At 41.6% G+C, this 24,414-nt stretch carries 22 protein-coding genes and 1 other RNA gene; 3 read left to right on the top strand and 20 right to left on the bottom strand.

The genetic code is table 11. From position 1 onward, the window contains the following. Window positions 1-279: 279 nt before the first annotated feature. The 8 genes from AC1ECF_RS11660 to AC1ECF_RS11625 form a co-directional block, all read right to left on the bottom strand. Window positions 280-1,407 (bottom strand): THUMP domain-containing class I SAM-dependent RNA methyltransferase, encoded by a 1,128-nt coding sequence (locus AC1ECF_RS11660; protein WP_480389590.1) that lies wholly within the window; start codon window positions 1,405-1,407, stop codon window positions 280-282. After that, on the bottom strand, window positions 1,408-3,129 hold the full coding sequence (locus AC1ECF_RS11655) for a putative bifunctional diguanylate cyclase/phosphodiesterase (protein ID WP_480389589.1): 1,722 nt from the start codon (window positions 3,127-3,129) through the stop codon (window positions 1,408-1,410). A 116-nt stretch (window positions 3,130-3,245) separates the two neighbouring features. Beyond that, an RNA gene (rnpB, locus tag AC1ECF_RS11650) (RNase P RNA component class B) lies at window positions 3,246-3,628 on the bottom strand. A gap of 63 nt (window positions 3,629-3,691) precedes the next feature. After that, entirely contained in the window at window positions 3,692-4,003 is a 312-nt protein-coding gene (gene gpsB, locus AC1ECF_RS11645; RefSeq protein ID WP_480389588.1) for a cell division regulator GpsB, read from the bottom strand. A 61-nt stretch (window positions 4,004-4,064) separates the two neighbouring features. Then, complete coding sequence (locus AC1ECF_RS11640; protein WP_480389587.1) at window positions 4,065-5,336, bottom strand: ribonuclease H-like domain-containing protein; 1,272 nt, start codon at window positions 5,334-5,336, stop codon at window positions 4,065-4,067. Next, window positions 5,326-7,608: a DEAD/DEAH box helicase gene (locus AC1ECF_RS11635; protein WP_480389586.1), complete on the bottom strand. Its 2,283-nt coding sequence runs from the start codon at window positions 7,606-7,608 to the stop codon at window positions 5,326-5,328. Before AC1ECF_RS11635 ends, AC1ECF_RS11640 begins: the two co-directional genes overlap by 11 nt. Beyond that, window positions 7,601-7,969: a YppE family protein gene (locus tag AC1ECF_RS11630; protein ID WP_480389585.1), complete on the bottom strand. Its 369-nt coding sequence runs from the start codon at window positions 7,967-7,969 to the stop codon at window positions 7,601-7,603. Before AC1ECF_RS11630 ends, AC1ECF_RS11635 begins: the two co-directional genes overlap by 8 nt. Before the next feature lie 74 nt (window positions 7,970-8,043). Next, on the bottom strand, window positions 8,044-8,199 hold the full coding sequence (locus AC1ECF_RS11625; protein ID WP_480389584.1) for a hypothetical protein: 156 nt from the start codon (window positions 8,197-8,199) through the stop codon (window positions 8,044-8,046). A 277-nt stretch (window positions 8,200-8,476) separates the two neighbouring features. On the opposite strand from AC1ECF_RS11625, the gene recU reads away from it, so the two are divergent. Both recU and AC1ECF_RS11615 read left to right on the top strand, forming a co-directional pair. Continuing rightward, window positions 8,477-9,076: a Holliday junction resolvase RecU gene (gene recU / locus AC1ECF_RS11620; protein WP_480389583.1), complete on the top strand. Its 600-nt coding sequence runs from the start codon at window positions 8,477-8,479 to the stop codon at window positions 9,074-9,076. A gap of 21 nt (window positions 9,077-9,097) precedes the next feature. After that, on the top strand, window positions 9,098-11,758 hold the full coding sequence (locus tag AC1ECF_RS11615) for a PBP1A family penicillin-binding protein (protein ID WP_480389582.1): 2,661 nt from the start codon (window positions 9,098-9,100) through the stop codon (window positions 11,756-11,758). A gap of 846 nt (window positions 11,759-12,604) precedes the next feature. Here AC1ECF_RS11615 and AC1ECF_RS11610 read toward each other — a convergent pair. Genes AC1ECF_RS11610 through dinG form a run of 7 tightly spaced genes read right to left on the bottom strand, consistent with a single transcriptional unit; the run spans window position 12,605 to window position 19,063 of the window. Next, window positions 12,605-12,919 (bottom strand): YpoC family protein, encoded by a 315-nt coding sequence (locus AC1ECF_RS11610; RefSeq protein WP_480389581.1) that lies wholly within the window; start codon window positions 12,917-12,919, stop codon window positions 12,605-12,607. Next, window positions 12,903-13,562, bottom strand: a complete 660-nt coding sequence (gene nth / locus AC1ECF_RS11605; protein ID WP_480389580.1) for an endonuclease III — start codon at window positions 13,560-13,562, stop codon at window positions 12,903-12,905. The genes AC1ECF_RS11610 and nth overlap by 17 nt, the downstream gene beginning before the upstream one ends. An 8-nt stretch (window positions 13,563-13,570) precedes the next feature. After that, complete coding sequence (locus tag AC1ECF_RS11600) at window positions 13,571-14,278, bottom strand: DnaD domain protein (RefSeq protein WP_480389579.1); 708 nt, start codon at window positions 14,276-14,278, stop codon at window positions 13,571-13,573. A 29-nt stretch (window positions 14,279-14,307) separates the two neighbouring features. Next, the gene (asnS, locus tag AC1ECF_RS11595) at window positions 14,308-15,603 is read right to left on the bottom strand and encodes an asparagine--tRNA ligase (RefSeq protein WP_480389578.1); all 1,296 of its coding nucleotides are present in this window, start codon (window positions 15,601-15,603) and stop codon (window positions 14,308-14,310) included. Between the two features lie 20 nt (window positions 15,604-15,623). Continuing rightward, window positions 15,624-16,112 carry a cell wall elongation regulator TseB-like domain-containing protein gene (locus AC1ECF_RS11590; protein WP_480389577.1) on the bottom strand — a complete coding sequence of 163 codons (489 nt, stop codon included), beginning with the start codon at window positions 16,110-16,112 and terminating at the stop codon, window positions 15,624-15,626. 2 nt (window positions 16,113-16,114) lie between these two features. Continuing rightward, entirely contained in the window at window positions 16,115-16,285 is a 171-nt protein-coding gene (locus AC1ECF_RS11585; RefSeq protein WP_480389576.1) for a YpmA family protein, read from the bottom strand. Window positions 16,286-16,312: 27 nt separating this feature from the next. After that, a complete protein-coding gene (dinG, locus tag AC1ECF_RS11580; protein ID WP_480389575.1) occupies window positions 16,313-19,063 on the bottom strand; it encodes an ATP-dependent DNA helicase DinG in 2,751 nt (916 codons plus the stop codon). Between the two features lie 468 nt (window positions 19,064-19,531). Here dinG and AC1ECF_RS11575 point away from each other — a divergent pair, with 468 nt between their 5' ends. Continuing rightward, the gene (locus AC1ECF_RS11575) at window positions 19,532-19,999 is read left to right on the top strand and encodes a hypothetical protein (protein WP_480389574.1); all 468 of its coding nucleotides are present in this window, start codon (window positions 19,532-19,534) and stop codon (window positions 19,997-19,999) included. Here the strand turns inward: AC1ECF_RS11575 and panD are convergent. The 5 genes from panD to AC1ECF_RS11550 all read right to left on the bottom strand — a co-directional run bounded on the left by panD (window position 19,986) and on the right by AC1ECF_RS11550 (window position 24,412). Further along, window positions 19,986-20,369: an aspartate 1-decarboxylase gene (gene panD / locus AC1ECF_RS11570; protein ID WP_480389573.1), complete on the bottom strand. Its 384-nt coding sequence runs from the start codon at window positions 20,367-20,369 to the stop codon at window positions 19,986-19,988. The genes AC1ECF_RS11575 and panD overlap by 14 nt on opposite strands. Window positions 20,370-20,371: 2 nt before the next feature. After that, window positions 20,372-21,217 carry a pantoate--beta-alanine ligase gene (gene panC / locus AC1ECF_RS11565; RefSeq protein ID WP_480389572.1) on the bottom strand — a complete coding sequence of 282 codons (846 nt, stop codon included), beginning with the start codon at window positions 21,215-21,217 and terminating at the stop codon, window positions 20,372-20,374. Beyond that, entirely contained in the window at window positions 21,195-22,049 is an 855-nt protein-coding gene (panB, locus tag AC1ECF_RS11560) for a 3-methyl-2-oxobutanoate hydroxymethyltransferase (protein WP_480389571.1), read from the bottom strand. Before panB ends, panC begins: the two co-directional genes overlap by 23 nt. A gap of 226 nt (window positions 22,050-22,275) precedes the next feature. Further along, on the bottom strand, window positions 22,276-23,262 hold the full coding sequence (locus AC1ECF_RS11555; protein ID WP_480389570.1) for a biotin--[acetyl-CoA-carboxylase] ligase: 987 nt from the start codon (window positions 23,260-23,262) through the stop codon (window positions 22,276-22,278). Next, window positions 23,228-24,412, bottom strand: a complete 1,185-nt coding sequence (locus AC1ECF_RS11550; RefSeq protein WP_480389569.1) for a CCA tRNA nucleotidyltransferase — start codon at window positions 24,410-24,412, stop codon at window positions 23,228-23,230. The genes AC1ECF_RS11555 and AC1ECF_RS11550 overlap by 35 nt, the downstream gene beginning before the upstream one ends. Window positions 24,413-24,414: the final 2 nt, after the last annotated feature.

The raw sequence follows: 24,414 nt of genomic DNA, 5'->3' as shown, positions 1-24,414 counted from the left end.
GGGAGCTCCCAAAGATTTAGACTGTGGGACACTCCCCATCTATAAGAGATACGAAAGTATTTAATTTCTCAATTTCAAATGTGGTCCGATTCCGGGTGCCTCCTCGCCGTCCCCCATTTGCTTGTCGGGGCAGACATAGGCGCTTGCGCTTTTCTTTATTGTCCAGCTTCAGCGCCTTGCCCCTCGAGGTCAAATGTGGTCCGGCTGTGGTGGCTGAAGAGCTGCCTCCTCGCCGTCCCCCATTTGCTTGTCGGGGCAGGACAGGCGCTTGCGCTTTTCTTAGGAACGTTTGCCCCAGAATTGGTAGTAATCTGTTCGAATAAAGCCGTTAAAGAGCTTGCGTTTCTTGGTAGCTTTTTTTCCATAAAGAGCCTCGAAGTTCTCCATGGAGGAAAGCATGTATACAGACCAGGTTGGATATTGCTCCATTACACTCCCCAAGTCCTGGATAACTTTTTCAATTACTTCAACCTCTCCGATACGCTCACCGTATGGAGGGTTACCGATCATCACGCCATCCGTTAAGTCGGTCGTGAAATCACTTGCTTGCATTTGCTTAAAGTTGATTAATTCGCCAAAGCCTGACTCCATTGCATTTTGCTTTGCCAGCTCCACCATCCTATGGTCGATATCTGAGCCGAAGATTTGAAGTGGCTGATCATAGTCGGCCAAATCCTCTGCCTCGATTCTTGCAGCATCCCAAACCTTAGCAGGCATCCAGTTCCAATCCTCACTTAAGAAGTCGCGGTTAAATCCTGGTGCGATATTCTGACCAATCATCGCCGCCTCGATAGGAATAGTTCCAGAACCACAGAACGGATCTGCAAATGGTCTATTAGGGCTCCACTTAGAAATTTTCACTAATGCTGCAGCCAATGTTTCTTTAAGTGGTGCTTCCCCTTGACCTTGACGATAGCCACGTTTATGTAGCCCCACACCGCTCGTATCAATGGTGATCGTGGCTACATCCTTCAATAGGCTAATTTCAATTTTATAGGTTGCCCCTGACTCATCTAGAAAGCCTAATCTTTTATAAGCGAACTTCATTCGTTCCACAATTGCTTTTTTCACAATTGCTTGACAGTCTGGTACGCTAAATAGCGTAGATTTCACTGATTTTCCTTGTACAGGAAAGTTAGCATCCACTGGAAGAAACTTTTCCCATTCGATTGCCTTTGTTCCCTCAAACAATTGATCAAAGGTCTTCGCAGGAAACTGAGCAGCTACAATTTTTACTCTGTCTGCCACACGAAGCCAGATATTCGCTCGAGCTATCGCTGTCTCATCCCCTTCAAAATATACCTTGCCGTTTTCTGTAGTTGTTTCATATCCTAGTGCCTTCACTTCATCTGCAACAATGGACTCTAGGCCCATTGCAGAAGTAGCTACTAATGTAAATTTTGTCATTTAGACAGTCCCTTCTTGCTTTTGGATTTCCCACATTTCCAGAAAATCCATTAGTTCTTTACTTGGAAGAGGCTTACTATAGTAAAACCCCTGAATAATATCACATTTCATCTGCTTTAACAGCTTAACCTGTTCCCTTGTCTCTACTCCCTCTGCCACTACCTTGATATGCAGACGGTGAGCCATTAAAATAATGGACTCTACAATTGCCTGTTTATCCGCCAAGGAGGTAATTTGCTGTATAAAGCTTCTATCAATTTTTAAATAGTTTAGCGGGAATCGATTCAGATAGCTAAGGGAGGAATAACCGGTCCCAAAATCATCTATCGAAATCATAAAACCCAGCTTCTTTAATTCAATCAGCTTCTTTACAATCATTTCGGAATCCTTCATGACGGTCCTTTCCGTCAATTCTAATTCAAGCTGATGTGGACTACAATTATATTGCATTAGTATGGTATTCATTCGTTTTAAGAACGCATCCTGTTTAAAATGTAAGGATGCAATATTAATAGACACCGGCAATTGATCTATCCCTAGTGTTCTCCATTCTAAAATATCTAAACATACTTTTTCTATTATAATCTCACTTAGCGGGACAATTAAACCAGTATCCTCCGCAAGCGGGATAAATTCTCCTGGAGAAACACTGCCAAACCGCTTGCTATTCCATCGTACCAAAGCTTCCACGCCTATAACCTCGTTTGTCTCTAACGCAACTTTCGGCTGGTAAACGATTTCAAAGGTTTTCTGTTGAATTGCCTTGCGAAGCTCTGCCTCTAAAAGCAGACCCCTCTCAGAATCCTTTTTTAGTTCTTCAAAGTAAAAGGCATATTGGTTCCTCCCATTTTGCTTTGCATAATAGGTTGCTTTGTCAGCCTTCTGTATGACCTGCTCCACTTCTTGTCCATCCTGTGGAACCAGGCTGATTCCAATACTTGCAGTTAGATAGACTTCGCTATTATTAATATAAAAAGGGGTATCCAAGCTTCTGATGATGTCCTTTGCATATTGAATGGCTACATTAGGCTGGGAAAGGTCAGGAATAGTTAATAAAAACTGATCTCCGGCATATCTGGCTAATATATCGCTAGAGTTAGTTATTGCCTTCAGTCTGCCCGTAAATTCCTTTAGAATGGAATTTCCTCCCTCGTTTCCAAGCGATTCATTTATTTGCTTAAATCGATCTATATCAATGAATAAAATAGCATGCTGTGTGTCTTGGATGGTTGTTTGCTGTATGAGGCTTTCTAAAAGCTGTATGTATAAGGTTCTGTTGGGGATGCCGGTTAAATGATCCATTTGAAGAAGTGCTTCCAACCTTTTCTCTACCAGCTTTTTTTGGGAAATATCGCTAAAGATCCCGAAATAGTTGATATTCCCATCCTCAGTTTGAAATTCCTGTACCATCAAAAATTCAGGATAGATTTGACCATTTTTCCGCTTGTTCCATATTTCCCCTCGCCACATCCCATTAATCTGGATAGATTCCCACATCTTCGCGTAAAAATTTGCTTCTTGTCTGCCTGATTTCAATATCCTTGGGGTTTTGCCACGGACCTCTTCCATCGTATAGCCGGTTACAACCTCAAAGGCACGATTTACAAGCGTAATACGCATATGCTCGTCCGTTACCATGATCCCCTCTGTTGTGGAATGAAACAATTGGTCAATCAAACCATCATCGTACACGGAAAATCGAGGTGTTCGCTGAATTGTCACCTTTCATTACCTGCTTTCGTAAAATATATATCACAAGAAAATTGCCGTATAAGAAGAAAAGCTCTCCGTGATGGAGAGCTTTTGTATGCATTATAAAATAAGTAGCCACTCATACACTCAATAAGCCATGTTTTGTTTCCACGGTACTCAAACGGTTTCCACCTCGTACGTATGTGGACGGCAATCATCTATCTACAGATAAATCTGTTTTTCTCTCCGTTCATTTCCTTCAAGAAAATGCCCCTACCATAATTTGGGTTTCTCACTCGTGGGGTTTACCTCGTTCCACCTGTATAGTTTCCTATACAGCTACGTCACTGTGGCACTTTTCAGGGACTTTCAGCCATATCCTAAGACTTAGGCCTTCATCCCGCCGTCAGCCGAAATCGACTGCCTTAGTTTATTTTTTCACTAAGCACGAACACTACATTCATCTCAGAACTGTGTGAGCATGGACTTTCCTCTACAATGTCATGCATTGCAGCGATTGCCCGAATATATAAGTGGTATTAGTATTATATACGATTTTACGAAGATATACAATATCCCTTTATTAATATAACTATTCGTACAATTTCGCACCAAATACGTGTTTCTCTAGGTGAGAGAGTCTTTTTAGAATGTCAAAATTAGTGGCACCTGCTTGCGGAGCTGGCGCAGTACGCTTTGGCATTTCCTCGATTTCCTCTTTCAGCTGCTTATTCTCTTGCTCTAGCTGAGAGATTCGCTTTTGAAACGCTTCGTAATCATGAATAATATCATCCAAGAACATGTCTACTTCCTCTTGGTTATAACCTCTTAAACCCGTTTTAAATTCCTTTTCTAATATATCTGAAGCCTTTAGTTTTAATTCCACAAAGCATCTTCCTTCCATCTACAATTCGCTACACGTATTATAGCATATTGATGTCGAATAATGGAGCATTTTAAGGCATCTAAACACGCTTTTTGTTAGGTTGTGCGCTTTCCCGGGAAATATTCCATTTCCTGATTATTCTTATTTTCCGCTTATGCAAGTCATGCCATAGCTTGGACTCTCTATCAGCGTTTATTTCCCGCAAATAACTAATGCATATATTGGTGTGCTCTAGCGCTAACTCATAATCCTTTATTCGGTGCTCATACAGCTTTGCGAGCTCGATCAGCGCATTCATTTTATATTTCCCAGACAATTGAGCTACGGCTGTTTGAAATGCTTGAGTGCTTTCTCTATATTGCTTTTGCTTTTTTAAATGAAGACCAACAAAGTAATAGGCAGTACCTGCTTCCTCTTCTGTGTATTGGTCAATCACGTATTGAAACCAATCTTGGCTTTCCTCTAGCACCTTTAAATCACGAAACCATTTCCCAATGTTCGTGTAGGTGATCGCTGATTCGTATCCTTCCTTTTCCTTGATCAGCTCCACTGTTTGAATATAGAGAGCCACAAGCGAAAGAATGTCCCATTCATTGTGCAACAGCACCTTGAGTAAATTGGTAGGATCTCCACTGCGTATAGAGTCAAAGTAAATAATTGGTGCTAAATGACCTGGTATATCATTTTCTCGCCTGAAATCTAGTTTTGATTCTTCAATTTGCTTGAGCTTAAATCTTTCTATATCATCCTTCCAAACTCGTTTAGACGAATGCATTAAGTCAATATGGGAAATAGTTTGAAGAGGTGGTAAAGCTGAGCGGTTCATTGTCCATCTAGAGACCAGCTGTGGGAAATCAAAGCTCTTGCCATTATACGTAATGATGCTCTGCTCCTCTCTCCAAAAGTCGGAGGCATATAGAAACGCGGCCTCCGAGCTAGGATCGGCTAGAATGTGCTGAGTCAACAAAAAGCCATCCTCCACTCTTTTCAAGATGCCATTTAAAAAGATAAGCACGCCTGCTCCTTTTAAGCCGGTTGTTTCGGTATCATAAAAGCGAAATGGCTGATCTATCTGCATGGTCAACGGGTGATCTGGGAAGGAATCCTGCATATATCGTATGGCATCATCTAGCTTGGATAAATCCACCTTTCCATGTATATGGTCCAGTTCATAAAATATTTCTCTTTGAAAATAAAATCCATGCTCATTTCTTTTAAGCGATAAGCCGGCATTCAACCACGAATCTGTATAAAAAGGAAGTGCAACCTCCTGCACTTCCTTTTTCTTTTCCACTGGCTTATTTTTGGATACAAGTCCCTTCAGCTGCATGAGCTTCTTCTCATAGGACATGTTGATTCACCTGCAATATATGAAGCAGCTTGATCACTTCACGTTTTAGATTTAGTTCTGCATCCTGTGCCCCGATACAAGCTGGGCAGCCATTCGAGCACGGACAGCTTTCCACCTGCTCTGTCACCTTTGGAAGCAGGTCATTCCATAGATCAAACATTCTTTCAGACAAGCCAATTCCCCCTGGATAGCTGTCGTATATATAAAAGGTCGGCTTCTCGTCGTTCACGGATTTTACTTGTGGAACGACATGAATATCCTTGGAGTCGCAATCCAATAATAGGGGAATAAAGGATTGTAAAGCATATGCCACTCCTGTCATTGCATCTGAAAGCAGTGTTTCCTTCCAATCTTCTGGCTTGTCAAAGCTAAACCAAGTGGAGGATGTATGAAGTTCAAGCGGAGGTATATGAATCTTACCTGACCCGATGTTATCATGTGTATCAAATTTTATCTTTTTGAAGATTGTCGGCTGGACAAGCACCACAATGTCTCCAAATCGTAAAGTTCCTATAGTTGCTTGTCTTTCTTTATCCTCACTGAGCACCTTCAATTCAATTGCAAGGTTAGCATCAGTGAAGTAGTCTACATCTACCTCTCTTACGAAGGCCTTCTTTTCCTCCCAGTCGAGCTTTTCGACTTGGAATTGAGTTCCTTGATGCAGATAGATGGCTTCCTCATGCAGAAGGGTCATGGCGCTATATAAGTCCATTTCTCCAATGACTCTCGTTTTTGTAGGTATAGATTGGTCGATAATAATGACATTATCCTGCGACGCAGAGCGAAGGCTAATATTGCTCGCCGGAAAGCTTTCAGACATCCAATGCCATTTGTCCGCTGTTTTTAATAGCACCCCTTCGCTCTCCAGAAATTCTAACAGCTCTTGTACCGTAAACTCACCATACGTATCGGAGGTAGTAAAGGGAAGCTCGAAAGCTGCACACTTTAGATGATCCATTAGGATAATCATATTGTCTGGATAAATACGTACTTCCTCCGGTGATTGTCCTAAAAAATAGTCAGGATGCTTGACCACATATTGATCTAAAGCGGTGGATTGCGCAACATAGATGATTAATGCTTCGTCTTGTCTTCTTCCCGCTCGTCCTGCCTGCTGCCAAGCACTTGCAATATTCCCCGGGTAACCCGTCATAATACATGCCTGCAGCTGGCCAATATCCACTCCTAGCTCTAACGCATTGGTACTCACCACCGTCCGAATCTCACCCTCACGAAGACCTTTTTCAATTTTTCTTCGCTCGGATGGGAGGTATCCTCCTCGGTAGCCTCGAATCGATTGATCATTTATTTTCTTACTAACCAATGCTTGAAGATAGGTCACAAGCATTTCCACTCGGACTCTGCTTTTCGCAAAGACAATGGTTTGAATCCCATTGATATATAATTCTTGCGCCAGGTCTCTAACTTCTAGTACTGCACTTCTTCGTACGTTAAAAACTGGATGAACAATCGGCGGATTATAAAAGACAAAATGCTTCTTGCCTGCCGGAGCACCATTTTGATCAATTAGCACATGATCAGTGTTGGTTAGGCTTTCTGCAAGCTCTTTCGGATTTTTAATCGTTGCCGAAGTACAAATGAAGGTTGGATAGCTACCGTAAAAGGCACATATCCTTTTTAATCTTCTAATCACATGTGCAACATGGCTACCGAAGACCCCTTTATACGTGTGCAATTCATCAATGACAATGTATTTTAGATTTTCAAAGAGCGTCACCCATTTTGTATGGTGAGGCAAAATCCCAGAGTGCAGCATATCTGGATTCGTTAGCACGATATGACCAGACTTACGGATTTTTTTTCTAATCCCAGGCTCTGTATCGCCATCGTACGTATAGCTCAGAATCTCTTCTCCACTAGCTTCTATTAATTCATTCAAATCACTCTTTTGATCCTGTGCCAAGGCTTTTGTGGGAAAGAGATAAATGGCTCTTGCCGTAGGATCTTCCAATATAGATTGCAGGACTGGCAGATGGTAGCATAGTGACTTCCCGGAGGCAGTAGGAGTGATTGTAGTAAAGGATTTCCCGCTTAACGCAGTATCAAAGGCTTGTCTCTGGTGAATGTATAGCTTAGACACTCCGCGAGACTCTAAAGCTTTTCGAATAGAAGGATGCATCGTGCTTGGAAAGGACGCATAGACTGCTTCTTTCTCTTCCATTGTATGGATATGCTCAATCTGTGGGAATCGCTCACTATTCACTCGCCAATCATCTAACAGCTCGGTGATTGTCTTCTTCTGTTTAAGCATGCTGGTCACCAACCTCCTTTATTGCCTGGAGAATAGTCTCTAGCGTATATTTAGAGGAATGCACCGATTGTAGGAAGCGTTTTTTACTTGTTCCTTTATAAAAGGACTGCACCACAAACTGCTTCATGGACTCCAGCAAAGAGTCTACTTGGCTTGGATGGATATACTTAGGTTTCTTCTGTTGAATCCACACCCTCACTAAATTTTCCCATTCCAAAAGAACCTCATCTAATTCAAGCGCATGTGGACGGACGTCTTGAAAAAAATCAGGCTCTTTATCTAGTTCTCTATATGAATAAAAACGTGTAATGCACTCATCGCATTCTTTTATTAACTTTGTACTCAAATGGAATAATGTCAAATGAATCCCTCGCATTCTAGTACCAGTTTATCAAATACAGCGACTATTTTCCAGCAGGGACGAACATATATTCTTTATAGCTTCCCTTCAATTTTTTCTATTTTTCCCAGAAGCTTAAACGATGACCTACTAAAGTCCTCTTGAAACTGATCCTGTTCGTCGTTCATTCTATTTTCCAGTAAATATTCTAGCAGCTCTAGTTGATCTATGAGTCTTTCTATTTTGTTCATCTCCATCACTCCTTTTTCTAGGTATTTAACCAATCTTGGTCAAATCCCTTCCCGCTCGACAAAGCTTCTATGAATAAGACAAAACAAGTAACTGCTCGACAATTAGAACTGTTCAGCGACTACTTAAAAGGAACTATGAGAAGCCAAATATTCCCCATCACACTTCCATTCATGGTAACAACAACCACATCGTATTTCCTTAAACAAAATGAAACTTCTCACCTTTGGATACGTCTAACTAACTTGTGATAAACTAATAGCATAAAGAGGTGATAGTATGGCTATACGTTATCCAAATGGAAAGATTTACAGTCCGGAGAAAAAAATAAAAGAAAAAAAAATAAAGGATTATTCTTTCAGTAATAGGGGAAAGACGTTAGAGGATGATATTAATGATTCGAACGAATACTATCTTCAACACAACATTGCTGTGATTTATAAGAAACCTATTCCGATTCAAGTCGTCAAGGTAGATTATCCTAGTAGGAGTAGTGCTGTTATTAAGGAAGCTTATTACCGTACTCCCTCCACAACTGACTATAATGGAGTCTTTCAAGGAAAATATATTGACTTTGAAGCAAAAGAAACGGAAAATAAAACAGCATTTCCTTTAAAGAATATCCATCTTCATCAAATTACCCACATGGAAAAAGTTAGTAAGCAGAATGGCATCTGCTTCTTGCTAGTACGTTTTTCATCTTTAGATCGGGTTTTTTATTTACCCTTCGAAAAACTAAACATCTTTTGGGAAAGAATGAATAGTGGTGGGAGAAAATCGATTGCCCTTCAAGAATTTGAAGAGCATGCCTTGGAAATATCCCCTAAATATGCTCCAAGAATTGATTATTTACAAATAGTTAATGACTTGTACGTATAAAGTGAAAGCGAGGAGACGTTTATGAGTGAGCAAAAGAGAACTCGTGAACAACGAAGAAAAGAATTACAAAAACAAAAGAAAAAACAAAAAGTCTCATGGAAAACATGGGTTAAACGTATATTTATTGCATTCGTAGCAATTGGCGTGATAGGTCTAGTGGCTGGTGGCTCCATGTATGCCTACTATGCAAGCACAGCTCCTGAGCTTGATGAGGAACTATTAAAGGACCCGATTAGTCCTATTCTGTTAGATAATGAAGGCAATGAGTTTGCTACTGTGGGGTCCGAAAACAGGAAGTATGTGCCTTATGACGAAATACCACAAATGATGGAGGATGCGATTCTTGCGACCGAGGACGTGCGCTTCTACGACCATATGGGTGTTGATATTTTACGATTAGCAAAAGCTGTTCTGGCCAACATCACCGAAGGATTTGGAGCACAAGGAGCTAGTACGATCACTCAGCAGGTAATCAAAAACTCTTTCTTTACGAATGAAAAAACATTAAAGCGAAAAGCACAAGAAGCACATTTAGCACTTCAGCTTGAGCGTAAGTATGAAAAAGAAGAAATATTCGAGATGTATTTCAATAAGGTATTAATGTCAGGACGTATCTATGGATTTGGTACCGCAGCAGAAATCTTTTATGGGAAAGAATTGAAGGATTTAGAGCTTCATGAGATGGCTGTTCTAGCAGGTATGCCTCAAAGTCCAAACAACTACAATCCGTTTAAACACCCAGAAGCTGCAGAGAAAAGACGTAATACTGTACTTTACCTAATGAATCTGCATGGCAAAATTACGGATGAGGAAATGAAAGCTGCACAGGCTATCCCTATTGAAGATTCTTTATTACCAGAGGAACAACGTTTAGCAAGAATTGATTCCAAATATGATGCGTTTATCGACATCGTGTTAGATGAACTAGAGGCGCATGGCGATGGCGATGCTATTTCAGAAGGTATCACTATTCATACTACCTTACAGCCAAAAGTACAGCAGCAAGTTGAGCAGACATTGAATTCGGATATCTTCCCGAACGATAAAATCCAATCTGCAGTAGCAGTTGTGGACACGAAAACAGGTGCTATCGCAGCTGTAGGTGGTGGACGTAATTACGGAGCAGACCGAGGATGGAACTATGCACAGGATATGAAAACAAGATCTCCTGGATCAACAATCAAACCTTTAATTGACTATGCACCAGCAGTTGAATTTTTAAGCTGGTCTACTGGTCAAACCATTGTAGATGAACCAATCCAGTACACTGGTACAGACCAAACGGTGCGTAACTTTGATGGAACATATAAAGGTGCAATGACGATGCGTGAAGCATTGTACCAGTCTCGAAATGTACCGGCAGTAAAAACGTTAAAAGAAGTTGGAACTAAAAATGCCAAAGAATTTATTAATCGCTTCGGCATTGATTTAGGCGACATTACAGAAAGTACAGCAATTGGTGGTGTATCCAAAGCCATGACCCCAATTGAAATGGCTGGAGCATACGCTGCTTTTGGTAATAGCGGTGTCCATACAGAACCATACGCTATCAAGAAAATTGTTTACAGAGATGGTAAGACAGAAAAGAGATATCAACCAGATGCGAAGCCGGTAATGAAGGATTCTACGGCATATATGGTGACAGACGTATTACGAGACGTAATGACTAAAGGTACTGGGACACGAGCTGCTGTTAGTGGATTAGATGTTGCCGGTAAATCAGGTACATCCAACTATAGCTCGAAGCAAATGGAAGATTGGAATCTACCTTCTAGCGCATTCCCAGATGTTTGGTTTGCAGGATATACGACCAACTATTCCATCACGGTATGGTCTGGCTACTCAGACTTGAAAGATCCAATGACGACGAATGAGGAACGTTATCTTCCACAGACTATCTTTAAACAGGTAATGTCTAATATTTCACAAGGAATCTCTACGGAGCGCTTCAAGAAACCAAGCTCTGTGGTGGAAGTTACAGTGGAAAAAGGAACAAATCCACTTCAGTTGGCAAGTGAATACACTCCTTCTAACTTGAAACTTACAGAGTTATTTGTAAAAGGTACAGAGCCAACGAAGGTCTCTGAGGAATATGAGCAGCTAGAATTAAATGCTCCGACAAACCTTACAGTCGAGTACTCTGATGTGGATTCTTCTGGAACGCTAAACTGGGAGTTCACTCCACCGGAGGACGAAGAAGTAAACGTACAATTTGAAGTTTCTGTAGCCATAGATGGTGGCCCAACAGAACCACTACAAACTACCGATAAAAAAGGACTAATCGTCCAAAACCTGATACCAGGTAGCTCCTACGTCTTCTATGTGACCGCAGTCGCAGAGGATGTAAGAAGTGAGCCTGCTTCCGTATCCCTAACTCTAGAAGGAATTGGTGAAGACATGGAAGGTACCGAGCCTGAAGAACCAGCCGAAAATGAAAATCCGGATGAAGGAAACGAAGGAGATTCAGGCGGAGAAGATGGCACTGGAAATGGTGAAGGCAATGGAAACAACGAAGGAAATAATCCTGGAAACGGTGATGGATCTGGAGCAGGCGGAACTGGCGGTGGAAATGATACCGGATCTGGAGACGGTTCTGACCCTGGAGCTGGTGATTCCAGCGAAGATGCCTCCGCTAACGTGAACCAAAACGGTACCCAACCAGGAGCCGGCAGTGGCACATAAAAGATACGAAAGATAGACCTAAAAGTGGGTCTATCTTTTTTTTGTTGGTGGTTTTGCGATATGTAGCTAGTAGGATAATGGTTCCAAGGTAAGCGTTCCATCTGGAGGTACTAATAGTAGATTTGAAAAGCACTACTGCTTTGTAGATTGGAAAATAAGTGGTAATAAGTGTGGTCTTCTCCCCTTTCCTTGCGGTTGTGGTCCAGTTACTTGCGCTGGGAAGTTACTTACTTGCGATAGAGGATTCGTTACTTGCGATTCCGGTCTCTTTACTAGCGCTTGCTTTTGGTTTAGTCACTTTCAGTAACGGTTTAGTCGCTCTTAATAATGATTTAGTCGCTCACATCAGCATTTTAGTCGCTCTTAGTAACAATTTAGTCGCTTTCACCAACCATTTAGTCACTTAACGGAATTTATTGGTAAAAACCAACTTAGTTATTCCAGTTAAATGGTAATACATACCCTTACTCAATTTGATTACTTGCGATTGGTTAGCTGGTTCGTGCGGTCGTCAGTCGCTTACGTGCGGAAAACTGATTGTTACTTGTGGTTTTGGCTAAGTTAGTTGCGGTCTCCCTCAAGTTAGTTGCAGTCTCCCTCCATTTAGTTGTAAAACGGAATTATTTGGAAAATAAAAACCTATCAATTTGGAAGCTAAATGGTAATACTTGCGGTAGCCATGACCTTACGTGCGGTCCCCTAGAAGTTACTTGCGTACACTCGTTAATTACTTGCGGTCTCGTGCCTTTTACTTGCGGAAAGAGCCAATTTACTTGCACACTCAATCACGATTTATTCAATCTCCCCTCTCAATGGAAAAGTCCAACAAAAAAAGGAGCAAGAGCATCACTGCTCCTCTCCTTTTTTCTTTTGAAGTATCAAGTACCTGGCGATTTTCTTTTCAGCTTCCTTGAACAACTCATCTAGCTGGCGAAACGCCGAGTAGTTGGTGATGTTTTGCTTAATGAAGGCTATTCGCTCTTCGTAGTTGACTGGCGCTATTCCATCGGTTTTCACTTGAATAGCCTCTAATAGCTCGATGCCTTTTGACATCAGCTCCATTGGCTTTTGCCTTTGTCTGAAGGCCTCGGCAATAGAAGGCTCGATTGATTTCCAAGCCTCCAAGTACTCTGTAAAATCCTCTTTACGCAAGTTTGACAACTTTGTTCATCCTTTTCTTACCCTCTCTGCAGACCGATAGCAACGGACATTCTGGACAGTTGGGACTTTGCGCCTTGCAGTGGTACCTACCGAAGAAGATTAGCTGATGATGAGTTTTCGACCAAAGCTCGATTGGAGTCTTTTTCATCAACGTTTCTTCTACTTGTAAAACCGAATCCTTCCATCTGCACAAGCCAAGTCTTTTAGATACGCGCTCCACATGCGTATCCACTGCTATTGCAGGAATATCAAACGCTACGGAAACGACGACATTTGCTGTTTTTCGTCCCACTCCCGGAAAGGTTGTTAGTAGATCACGATCCGCAGGTACTTCTCCCCCATGCTGATCGATTAGCTGTCTGCTGAGTGCTTGAATATTCTTTGCCTTGTTACGATATAGACCGATAGAGCGAATATCAGCTTGCAGTTCTTCTAGGGAGACAGCAAGGTAGTCCTCTGGCTTTTTATATTTTTGAAACAGTGTTCTGGTTACTTTGTTTACTAATACGTCTGTACATTGGGCGGACAGTAATGTTGCAACCAGCAATTCGAATGGATTGTCATGTACAAGCTCACAATGAGCATCCGGAAACATTTTCTCCATTTCCTCTAGACAAAAGTTCCACTGCGCTTTTGTTAGCATGCTACCACCTACTCTCTCTCTTCTAGCCAGTTGTAAAATGGTACCTTTGTCGCTCTGGCCGGCTGTTCTGTTCGTTGCTCAGGCACGAACTGACGAAACTGGGCAGATTGCTTTTCTGCCTCCTGGACGGTCCGAATATTTTTCTTCTTCCATTCAAATAAAATCCGATCAATGTAGCGTAAGCTTAGCTTTTGAGCGAGGACTGCCTCTTTTAATGCATGACGAATTAAGGAAGGGGAATGCTTGTCCTGATCAAACCACATGCCAATTGTTTCGTATTCCATCGGAGATAGCAGACGACCAAACTCTTGTTCAAACAGCTTGTATATTTCGCCTTCTTCTCCTTTTATTTCTTTTTCTTCGCTAGAGATGCTTTGTTGCTCCACACAATCAAGCAATAAATCCCATAGCTGATGGAATGCGTAATATTCATAATGGACACCATTTTCGTCCGTATGCTGCTCTATTTGAATTAAACCCTTTTGTACAAGGCGTTGAAGGATGGAGGTCACCCGGTCCTCTGAAAAATGGGTGCGCTCCACTAAATTTTGTGGGGTCGGAAAATGGTTTCCTGCTTCCCCATATGCTATTAGATGTAGAAGGATAATTGCTTCCTCATCTTTCATATTTATTGCTTTATAATGGCTAAAAAAAAGCTGGGAAATGTTCACATTTCCCTGCTCAATCCAGATACGGAGTCGGTCTTTTTTAGACATAATCGCACTCCCTTTCTAACATCTATCTATTATGGATACAGTCTGTTCAATAGTCTTGGGAATGGGATAGACTCACGAACATGCTCAGCACCGCTGATCCAAGCAACTGTTCTTTCTAGTCCTAAACCAAATCCTGAGTGAGGCACAGATCCTTGTTTACGAAGCTCTAAGTACCATGCATAAGCAGCTTCATCAAGACCGTGTTCTTGAATACGTTGTTTTAGTAGATCATAATCATGGATACGCTCTGAGCCACCAATGATTTCTCCATAGCCTTCTGGAGCTATTAAGTCCGCACATAGCACTACATCGTCGCGCTCTGGGTGTGGCTGCATGTAGAATGGCTTAATGCCTACTGGGTAGTGTGTAATGAATACTGGCTTATCAAAGCTTTCCGCAATAGCCGTTTCATGCGGAGCCCCAAAGTCGTCTCCCCATTGAATATCATCGAAGCCTTTTTCATGCAAGAACTTGATTGCATCATCATATGTAATTCTTGGGAAAGGAGCTTTGATGTTTTCTAGTTTAGATGTGTCACGGTCTAGACGCTCTAACTCCAATTTGCAGTTAGCTAGTACAGATTGAGTAATATGCTCCACATATTGCTCTTGCACTTCTAAGCTCTCTTCAAATTCTACGAATGCCATCTCCGGTTCAATCATCCAGAACTCGATTAAGTGACGACGTGTTTTTGATTTCTCTGCGCGGAATGTTGGTCCAAATGAGAACACTTTTCCAAGAGCCATTGCAGCTGCTTCCATATATAATTGACCAGATTGTGAAAGGAATGCATCCTCGTCAAAATATTTTGTATGGAAAAGCTCAGATGTTCCTTCTGGAGCTGAACCAGTTAGGATTGGTGGATCCATCTTCACAAAGCCTTCTTTATTAAAGAACTCATAAGTTGCACGAATGATTTCGTTTCTGATTTTCATGATGGCATGCTGTTTACGAGAACGAAGCCATAGATGACGGTTGTCCATTAAGAATTCTGTTCCATGCTCTTTTGGTGTGATTGGATAATCAACCGCAGCATGAATGACTTGGATGTCCTTCACTTGTAGCTCATAGCCAAAGGAAGATCTTTCATCCTTCGTTACTTCTCCAATTACATACATAGAAGTTTCTTGTGTTAATCCTTTTGCAGTTTGGAAAACTTCCTCTTCCACATCTGCCTTTACTACGACACCTTGTACGAATCCAGAGCCATCGCGTAATTGTAAGAAAGCAATTTTACCGCTTGAACGCTTATTTGCAAGCCAAGCTCCAAGTTTTACTGTTTCACCGACATGGTTTGCCATGTCTTTAATCATAATTTTTTTCATTGTATCCTCCGTAGCTATTATTATAGGTTTGATATTCTCTTCCACCATTCTCCGTTTTCAAAAAGAAGATAAATGTAGTTTAAGGTATCAGATTGCGTGACAAATGTTATTTCCCATACTGGGCCGACCTCTTCTACCCCTAGCTTTGCATGCAGCAGCTTACCGTTTGGTGCATTCTTCATGACGGCAGAAATGGCATCCTCCTTTGATATTCCATCAGCAAGGTTGATTTCCATGATGGTTTCTTCGCTTCCCTTTTTAGGAATAAAGAATGCTTTTTCTTCACCCTTATCAGTAATTCCAACCACAGTATGATAACTAGTTGTGCTGTTATATGGATAGGATTCCACTACCTCTTCAATCAGGTTATTTTGAATCAAGTAAGATTCAGCAGTCTCACTCGCTTCCTCGAACGGAGATTTTGCTTGAAAATAGATTAGCAGGGTAATGATGACGGCGAGACTCAATGTAAATACAGATAAAAATATTATCCATCTTTTTAGAGCCATGCTTACGTCCTATAGATCGTAAAGACTGCTTTTTCTTGGTCTTCTTTGTCTAATGCCAAGCCAAACATCAAATCCTGCTCTTTAAGAGAACGATTTAATACATCCACAATCTTATAAAGATCTGATTGATACTTAATCGTTACAGTTGAAATAACTTCGATTTTATTTTCCATATTTCTACCTGCTTTCTGAAACTCATCCTAATTATTATACCAATTTTCGAGCTCTAAGACTATATTTTCTAGAGATACTTTCTTAACCGGAATATTAGGTATTGCTCGCAAGAAATTACTTCCATATGATTTCGTTTCAATTCGTCTATCTAGCACAATAAAGACCCCTTTATCCGTCGCTGAGCGAATCAATCGTCCAAAGCCCTGTCTAAAACGTAAAATCGCCTCGGGAAGTGAATATGCGGTAAAAGCATTTTCCCCACTCTTCGTAATCAACTCGGCTCTACGTCTGAAAAGTGGGTCATCTGGGGAAGAAAACGGCAGTCGAACCATGATGACCACTGAAAGGGCTTCTCCCGGAACATCTACCCCTTCCCAAAAGCTATTAGTACCAAATAAAATCGACTTGGAAAATCGTTGGAAGGATTTCAACAGCTTCATCCTACTCCCAGAGGTAATGCCTTGTGCAAATAGCATGTAATCCTCTAAAAGCTCGGTTTCTTGTATCAGCTCTACTGTCCTACGCAACATTTCCTGTGATGTGAATAAAACAAAGCATCTTCCTTCAGTTACAAGGACCGTTTGTACAATTGCCTCCGCAACCGATTGAATGAACTCTCCTTGGGAAACCTGTTGGATATCCGGCATATCGTCTATAATCAGAAGCTCGGCTCCTTGATAAAAATCGGGAGACGAGGAAAACTTGTAAATAGGAATATCCTCTGACAAGCCAAGCTGACTGGTTATAAAGTGCTGATTGGTCGGGACTGTTAGTGTTCCTGAAGTCCATACGATTCCACCATTTTGTCGGAATCCCTCGACTGCATCCTTTATTGTCTGCTGGTAATTCAACGGCTTTTTAATCACGGTGATGCTTCCTGGTATGCTTCTCGTATCCAATTCAAGCCATTTCGCTTCTAAAGGCACATCTACTAGGAATATTTCATCCCATTCGCTCACCTTGATCTCTAGCTCTCGTAACCAAAATTCCCACTCATGCTTCAAGATGCCCACTTCTTTATCGTCTGAAAAGCTGCTATGTGTAGCAAGAATAGACTTCGCCAAGTCAATAAAATCCTGCATACAGACAGAAACCTGCTCGAAAGTCGACTTGTTCAGCATTAACTCTTCTAATGTTAAGGACCTTTTCGTTACTTTATTCGAAGAAGGAATTGCCTGCACAACGTTTAATAAATAAGAAATCGATGAATCAAAGGCCTCTATCACATAGAATAATGCCTTCTCCAGCTTGATCCGATTGGTCAAGGAAACGTTCAACAGAGTTAGTCTGCTTAACAACTGCTCCGTATCCAAGGAGCCAAACTGACCAAGTACATACTTCCAATTCGTATAGGAGAAAATACGTTCATTTTTGGACATACTTGCCGTAATCATTTGATGGGCTTCATCAATAATGGTGCCACAGCCATGAGCAAGCAGCTTATAATCTCTATCCTTGTCAGTCATAATCATCGCATGATTCGTGATAAGCAGGTGACAAGCTCTGCTTTTTTGGATAGCGCGGAGATAGAAGTCTAGCTCTCTTCCCTCTACCGGTAATTGATCAGCCGTTCTTCTAATCTTCTCGAGAAAAAGCTGCCCACCACCTGAGGCATTTAACTCAGATAGGTCCCCCTCTTCCGTAAAAGTCAGCCAAACAAGAATTTGCATGATGGTAAAGGTTTCATCATAAGATTCGTCCTCTCCATGAAGCTGCTCATAGAACCTATTTAAATCGATATAATGCTGGATTCCCTGTAGCTTGGCAACCTGAAGGTCGACCCCCAATATACGCTTAAGCTTTGGAATCTCATCCACGATCAATTGATCAATTAAGTTTGACGTATGCGTACTAATAATGACCGGCTTCTGCTCCTTCAGTGCATGTATGAGTGCGGGTATCAGATAACCAAGCGTCTTGCCAATCCCCGTTTCCGCTTCACATACGATTTCTTCTTTATTGACAAAGGATTGGTACACTCTGTCCATTAGCTCAAACTGTCCTGCTCTCTCTTCAAAGGAGGAGAAGCCTCTTTTCAAAAGCTTCTTCTTTTCTAACATATCAGTTGGATAGCTAATATCCTCATAAGTCACTAGTGGAAGAGAAGGTGCTTTTCTAATGGGAATACCTTTGAATAAATCGTATTCCTTGCTAACTGTCTCTTTTCGCTTTTCATTCAACATATCATAAAAGAGAAGAGATACATTCGATTTCAACTGAAAGGATCGTTTATGCAGTAACTCGAGCGTCTTAAGTGGAAGCTGCCTAGCCCTTTCACAGCATTTTAATAATAAATGAGCAGTTGCAAGAGCATCATCATCCGCTCGATGTGCTGATTCTAACTCGATCCCCAGCTCCACTGCGATATCCTGAAGCTTAAAGCTATAAAGGTTCGGATACATAAGCTTCACAAATTCCACTGTATCTATCGTTTTACAGACCAGCTTTGGCAATCCAACTCTCTTCAGCTCCTTCTGTAAAAAAGAAAGGTCGAACAGCACGTTATGCGCTACAAAAATCGTATCCTGCAGCATATCAAGCACGTTCGGCGCTACCATTTCAAATATAGGAGCATCCGCTACATCCTCATCCTGTATATGGGTTAAATCTTGTATAAAAGCAGGAATTTTTCGCTCTGGATTAATAAATGTTGTGAATGTATTCGTCACTTGTTGATTCTCTATAAACACAATGGCAAGTTGAATAATCCGATCGCCACCAGAAGATGAATGACCTGTTGTTTCAATATCCACAACAGCATATTTGTGATTTTTCAATTTTCTCAACTCACCGTCATAATTTCATTTTTTTACTTCTCAAGGTTAACGGGTGTCCTTCTCTAGCCTAAAGCTAGAGCAACGTAACCCTTCATTTATATAGCTTATTCCTTCACAAAGAAGGTAGATGTACAATTTTGCCTCAAAAAAATTGTACCATATTCTTTCATGGGATAGGAAATGTTGAGAAAGGAAACATGATGATGTTTTTATGTATAGGACTGCTCGTTATTCTGGAGTATTGGGATGGAATTCCGTTAGATAGAGCATGAGCTATATAGCGAAAAGATTCTTGTTGTAGAAATGAGCTCTAGTATCGGGGAAATGTATCCCCAGGCATTTGAAAGTTGGAATGTTGTAAAATGATACTTAATGTTGAAAAAATGGGCTTGTATGTTGTAAAAATTACGCTTAATGTTGTAAAAACAAAGCCGCCGAATAACGGAAACTTGGAATGGTGTAAAAATGATGCTTAATGTTGTAAAAATGGGCTTGTATGTTGTAAAAATTACGCTTAATGTTGTAAAAACTATTCCTAATGACTTAAAAATGACCCTGCTGGACTTGAGAAAAATGATTGTTGCAAAAATGAACTTGATTGTAGCAAAAACCACTTCCATTGTCGCAAAAATAGCGATCATTGTAGCAAAAACGCTCCAGCAGATCTCCCGAGAAATTGATTGTAGCAAAAATGAGCTTGATTGTAGCAAAAACCATGTCCATTGTCGTAAAAATAGCGACCATTGTAGCAAAAGCGCTCCAGCAGAGCACCTAGAAATTCATCGTCGCAAAAACCACCTCAATTACCGCAACTTCTCACTGCCAGTTGTCTTTACTAACCTCAAGCACCTTCACCAACCCCTCCACCTCAAACTAAAAAGACTGTATACAAGCGATAGGACGCTTGTATACAGTCTCTCGTTTACATTACTGTAGCTTCTGGCTCGTAGTGAATGATTTGATTAATTGTATTATCTGGATTCATAATTGCTACTGTTGGTTGGTGGTCATTCGCTTCTTCATTCATGACATAAGCATATGAAATGATGATTACTACGTCTCCACGTTGTACAAGTCGAGCAGCTGCGCCGTTAACGCAGATAACTCCTGAGCCTCTTTCTCCAGCAATGATGTATGTTTCAAAGCGTGCACCATTATTGTTGTTGACGATGTGCACTTTTTCGTTTGGCAGCATGCCTACTGCGTCAAGAATATTTTGATCGATTGTAATGCTTCCCACATAGTTTAGATCCGCTTCTGTTACTACTGCACGGTGAATTTTCCCGTTTAGCATCATACGTAACATCATTACACTTCCTTTACTTCTACTATTATATTATCTATTAAACGAGCTTTTTCAAAAAATACGGCAGTTGCAAATAAAACCTGTGTTGCATATTCAGTGACTGGCTGCAAAGTTGGATAGGTTAGGACTTCAAAGTAGTCGATTTTACCTGAGGTATTTTGGGAGATATACTCCTTACCACTTTCAACCGCTTTATCGATGTCCTTTGTTTCGGACCATACCTGTTCTGCTAGCTGTAATGCTTTATATAAATGTGTAGCCTCTTGTCTTTCCTTATCGCTCAAAAACACATTACGAGAGCTTTTCGCTAGGCCATCTGCTTCTCTCACAGTTGGTACGCCGATAACCTCCACCGGGAAGTTATATGCGACAGAGAATAGCTTCACAATGGCAAGCTGCTGTGCATCCTTTTGACCGAAGTAAGCTCTTGTCGGTTGCACAAGATGGAAAAGCTTGGTGATTACCTTTAGCACGCCATCGAAATGACCGGGTCTGCTTGCACCACACAGCTTGGTGGAAATATCGCCCACGTGAATGCTGATGCCACTTTCAAAGGGATACATTTCCTCCGGAGTCGGAGTGAATAGTACATCAACGCCTGCTGCAGTGGCTATTTTTTTATCACGCTCTAAATCTCTTGGATAACGGTCCAGGTCCTCGTTTGGACCAAACTGAGCCGGATTTACAAAGATGCTGGCAACTACAAGGTCATTTTCCTCGCGTGCCTTGTTCATTAAGGATTGGTGACCCTCATGTAAGTATCCCATGGTTGGGACAAAACCGATAGTTTTTTGCTTATTGGCTTCAATGATTGTACGAAGCTCCTCAATTGTTTTCGCTATTTGCATGACTACCTCCGTAGAGTTGAAGAAGTTGATCTTCCTTCATTGTAAAAGAATGTTCCTTCGCTGGGAATACTTCTGCTTTCACTTCTGCGATATATTGCTCGATGCCTGCTTTGATTGGCTCTCCCACATTGGCAAATTCCTTTACAAATTTCGGAATATGGTGGGAACCGAATTTGACCATGTCATGGAATACAAGTACTTGCCCATCCGCTGTGACACCTGCTCCGATTCCAATGGTTGGAATGGTCAGTCTCTTAGATACTTGCTCTGTCAATTGGAAAGGAATACATTCTAATACCAAGGCAAAAGCTCCCGCTTCTTGACATTTTAAGGCATCTTGGATTAATTTCTCAGCAGCCTCTACTGTTTTACCTTGCACTTTGAAGCCACCAAGCACTCCAGCAGATTGCGGAGTCAAGCCTAGATGAGCAACAACTGGAATTCCAGCACTTGTCAGTTTTTTAATAACAGGAATGACATCATCTGCACCCTCTACCTTTAAAGCCTGTGCTCCTGTCTCTTGCATTAAGCGAACCGCGTGATGCAATGTCTCATTCAGTGAGCCGTGGTATGTTCCAAAAGGCATATCTACCACAAGGAAGGTGTTTGGCGCTCCTCTTCGAACGGCTTTCCCGTGATGAACCATATCGTCCAATGTCACTAGAACCGTAGAATCGTAGCCTAGTACGACCATTCCCAAAGAATCTCCGACTAAAATCATATCGATGCCTGCATATTCGGCAAGCTTCGCAGTCGGATAATCATACGCTGTCATCATCGTAATTTTTTCATTGTTTTGCTTCATTGTTAAAAAGTTGCTAGTTGTTTTCAACTTTTTCCCTCCTTAATTGTTTGAAGAAGAGAAAACCATATAGAAAGCCCTTCATATCCAAATGGACATAAGGGCAGAAAAGTCATAATCAGGTTTTCTCCGTCCCTGTCAATAAAAGATCAAGGCAGAACTATTCATTTATGAATTACTGTTTTCATTGGTGCAGTTCTTTAAAAGATACTACCCATCGCTTACAGAATAACAGAAATTTCTTCTTACGTCCAAATTATCTTTTTCCAAGAAGAGAGATATCTGCAGAAATTATTTCTTTTATTTCCCCAGTGTCGAGCTGAAGTAGTAGAATGCCCTCGTCAGTAATAGCAGTAGCCACTCCTTCAAACGTGTCCCGTATGGTAGTGGCTCTAATACGGGAGCCGATTGTGCAATTATAGCTCTCCCATAACAGTTTGATAGGCTTGAATCCATGTTCTTCGTATAGCTTTGTGTACTTTTCTAGATATTGCATTACTTTAGCTGCGAGAAGAGCACGGTCGACTGTCTTTCCAGTTGAAAGCCTGATAGAGGTCGCTATGGACTGGAGCTCCTCTGGAAAGGCAGCTGCCTCATGGTTTACATTTATCCCTATCCCAATGATGATGCTATGCACTCGGTCCATGTCCGCTTGTAGCTCCGTTAAGATGCCGGTTACCTTTTTCCCGCCTATTAGTAAATCATTTGGCCATTTAATGCGAGGCAAGCCGTCAGTAACCTCTTCTATTGCTTTTGCTACCGCAACGGCAGCGACAAGCGTATAGGCGGAGGCATATTGAGGGCTGATGTCCGGTCTTAGAATCACGCTCATCCAAATTCCTTTGTTTGGAGCAGAACTCCAGCTGCGATCTAGTCGACCTCTCCCTGCTGTTTGCTCATCGGATATGACGACCGTTCCATGAGGTACTCCTTCTCTTGCCTCGATTGCTGCGATTCGTTGGGTAGAATCACATGTTGGATAATAAAGAAGAGTGCATCCAATATGCTCCGTTTGAAGAAGAGGCTCAATTCTTTCCGGGCTTACCAAATCAGGGGTACTTTTTAATAAATAGCCCTTTTTCTTGATTGCCTCAATTTCATAGCCCTCTTCCTCGAGGATTTTTAGATATTTCCAAATCATCGTCCTAGAAATTTGAAGCTCATCGGCTAGCATCTGGCCGGAAATCGGCTCTTTCGCTGAACCCAGCTTATCCAGAATGATTTTCTTTGTTTGGATATTCATGAATGAACCATTCCTTTATGGTAGCAACGTCGTTTGCTACTTGGTTTGTTAGCACCTCTTGGACTAAGTGCTGTAATACTTCCTTAATCCATGGACCTCTTTTCTTTCCAGACCAATTCATCAAGTCATTCCCGTTGACCGCAAGCTCCTTGACCGAACGGATAGGCAGCCCTTCCTTTATTGCACAAAGCTCGTCCATCGTATAGAGCGTACCAGTTTCCGAGCTGTATGCTTGAGCGGCTTGTAAGACCTCTGTGGAATACAGAAAAAAATGATTTACTGTCCATGGTCCCTTCTTTCGCTCTTCTATAGCTTGTAATACCTGTCTTACATGCTTTTTTTCCTCGTTGGAGCATTTGTAATAGGAAAGAAGTTGTTCGACATTTTCTTTTTCTTGGCATGAAAAGAAGTATGCCCAACCATTTTTCTTTATTCCAAAGCTATGAAACTCGTTCCAAACAGTTTCTGTCCATTTTCCTTGAAAGCAGTTAGCTAGTCCGGTTTCCACAAAAAGTTGCATCCCTTGAGTTGGATAGGGACTCATCCAGATTTTCTCGAGCTCTACCTTTACCCGTTCCATGGATACGTGAGATAACAAGGGAGCAAGCTCTTTTATCGCCTCATAAGTAGCCGCATCCAGCTGGTAGCCAAGCTGAGAGGAGAACCGAACTGCTCGGAGCATACGAAGGGCGTCCTCAGAGAAACGCTTAAGAGGCTCTCCGACCGCTCGGATGATTTGCGCATCTATATCTTTTCTTCCGCCAAAGAAATCAATAAGCTCATCCTGTTTAGAAAGTGCCATAGCGTTCATCGTAAAATCGCGCCTCATTAAATCCTCTTGGAGAGAGCGTACAAAGGTCACCTCATCGGGTCTCCTATGATCGGTATAGGTAGACTCGCTTCGATAAGTGGTTACTTCGATTGGCGTGTCCAAGACCACTATGACCGTTCCATGCTCAATTCCCACGTCAATCGTATTGGGGAAAAGCGACTGAATTTCATGAGGGAGAGCATTGGTCGTGATATCCACGTCATTTGCTGCCACTCCCCGCACATAATCTCGAACAGCACCACCAACCACATATGCTTCAAAGCCCGCTTCTTCTAGTACCTCGATGATTTTGTAAGCATCTGGCCAGCGTGTTCTCATCA

It is taken from the genome of Psychrobacillus sp. Z3-81 (assembly GCF_056620325.1).
Note: the sequence above shows the minus strand (reverse complement) of the source record. Positions and strands in the feature narration are given on the sequence as shown.

Bases quoted from the DNA above. Each gene is read 5' to 3' on its own strand.
- AC1ECF_RS11660 (WP_480389590.1), bottom strand. From the start codon at position 1,407: ATGACAAAATTTACATTAGTAGCTACTTCTGCAATGGGCCTAGAGTCC.
- gpsB (WP_480389588.1), bottom strand. From the start codon at position 4,003: ATGGAAGGAAGATGCTTTGTGGAATTAAAACTAAAGGCTTCAGATATA.
- AC1ECF_RS11640 (WP_480389587.1), bottom strand. From the start codon at position 5,336: ATGTCCTATGAGAAGAAGCTCATGCAGCTGAAGGGACTTGTATCCAAA.
- AC1ECF_RS11635 (WP_480389586.1), bottom strand. From the start codon at position 7,608: ATGCTTAAACAGAAGAAGACAATCACCGAGCTGTTAGATGATTGGCGA.
- AC1ECF_RS11625 (WP_480389584.1), bottom strand. From the start codon at position 8,199: ATGAACAAAATAGAAAGACTCATAGATCAACTAGAGCTGCTAGAATAT.
- recU (WP_480389583.1), top strand. From the start codon at position 8,477: ATGGCTATACGTTATCCAAATGGAAAGATTTACAGTCCGGAGAAAAAA.
- AC1ECF_RS11615 (WP_480389582.1), top strand. From the start codon at position 9,098: ATGAGTGAGCAAAAGAGAACTCGTGAACAACGAAGAAAAGAATTACAA.
- nth (WP_480389580.1), bottom strand. From the start codon at position 13,562: ATGCTAACAAAAGCGCAGTGGAACTTTTGTCTAGAGGAAATGGAGAAA.
- AC1ECF_RS11600 (WP_480389579.1), bottom strand. From the start codon at position 14,278: ATGTCTAAAAAAGACCGACTCCGTATCTGGATTGAGCAGGGAAATGTG.
- asnS (WP_480389578.1), bottom strand. From the start codon at position 15,603: ATGAAAAAAATTATGATTAAAGACATGGCAAACCATGTCGGTGAAACA.
- AC1ECF_RS11590 (WP_480389577.1), bottom strand. From the start codon at position 16,112: ATGGCTCTAAAAAGATGGATAATATTTTTATCTGTATTTACATTGAGT.
- AC1ECF_RS11585 (WP_480389576.1), bottom strand. From the start codon at position 16,285: ATGGAAAATAAAATCGAAGTTATTTCAACTGTAACGATTAAGTATCAA.
- AC1ECF_RS11575 (WP_480389574.1), top strand. From the start codon at position 19,532: ATGCTTAATGTTGTAAAAATGGGCTTGTATGTTGTAAAAATTACGCTT.
- panD (WP_480389573.1), bottom strand. From the start codon at position 20,369: ATGTTACGTATGATGCTAAACGGGAAAATTCACCGTGCAGTAGTAACA.
- panC (WP_480389572.1), bottom strand. From the start codon at position 21,217: ATGCAAATAGCGAAAACAATTGAGGAGCTTCGTACAATCATTGAAGCC.
- AC1ECF_RS11555 (WP_480389570.1), bottom strand. From the start codon at position 23,262: ATGAATATCCAAACAAAGAAAATCATTCTGGATAAGCTGGGTTCAGCG.
- AC1ECF_RS11550 (WP_480389569.1), bottom strand. From the start codon at position 24,412: ATGAGAACACGCTGGCCAGATGCTTACAAAATCATCGAGGTACTAGAA.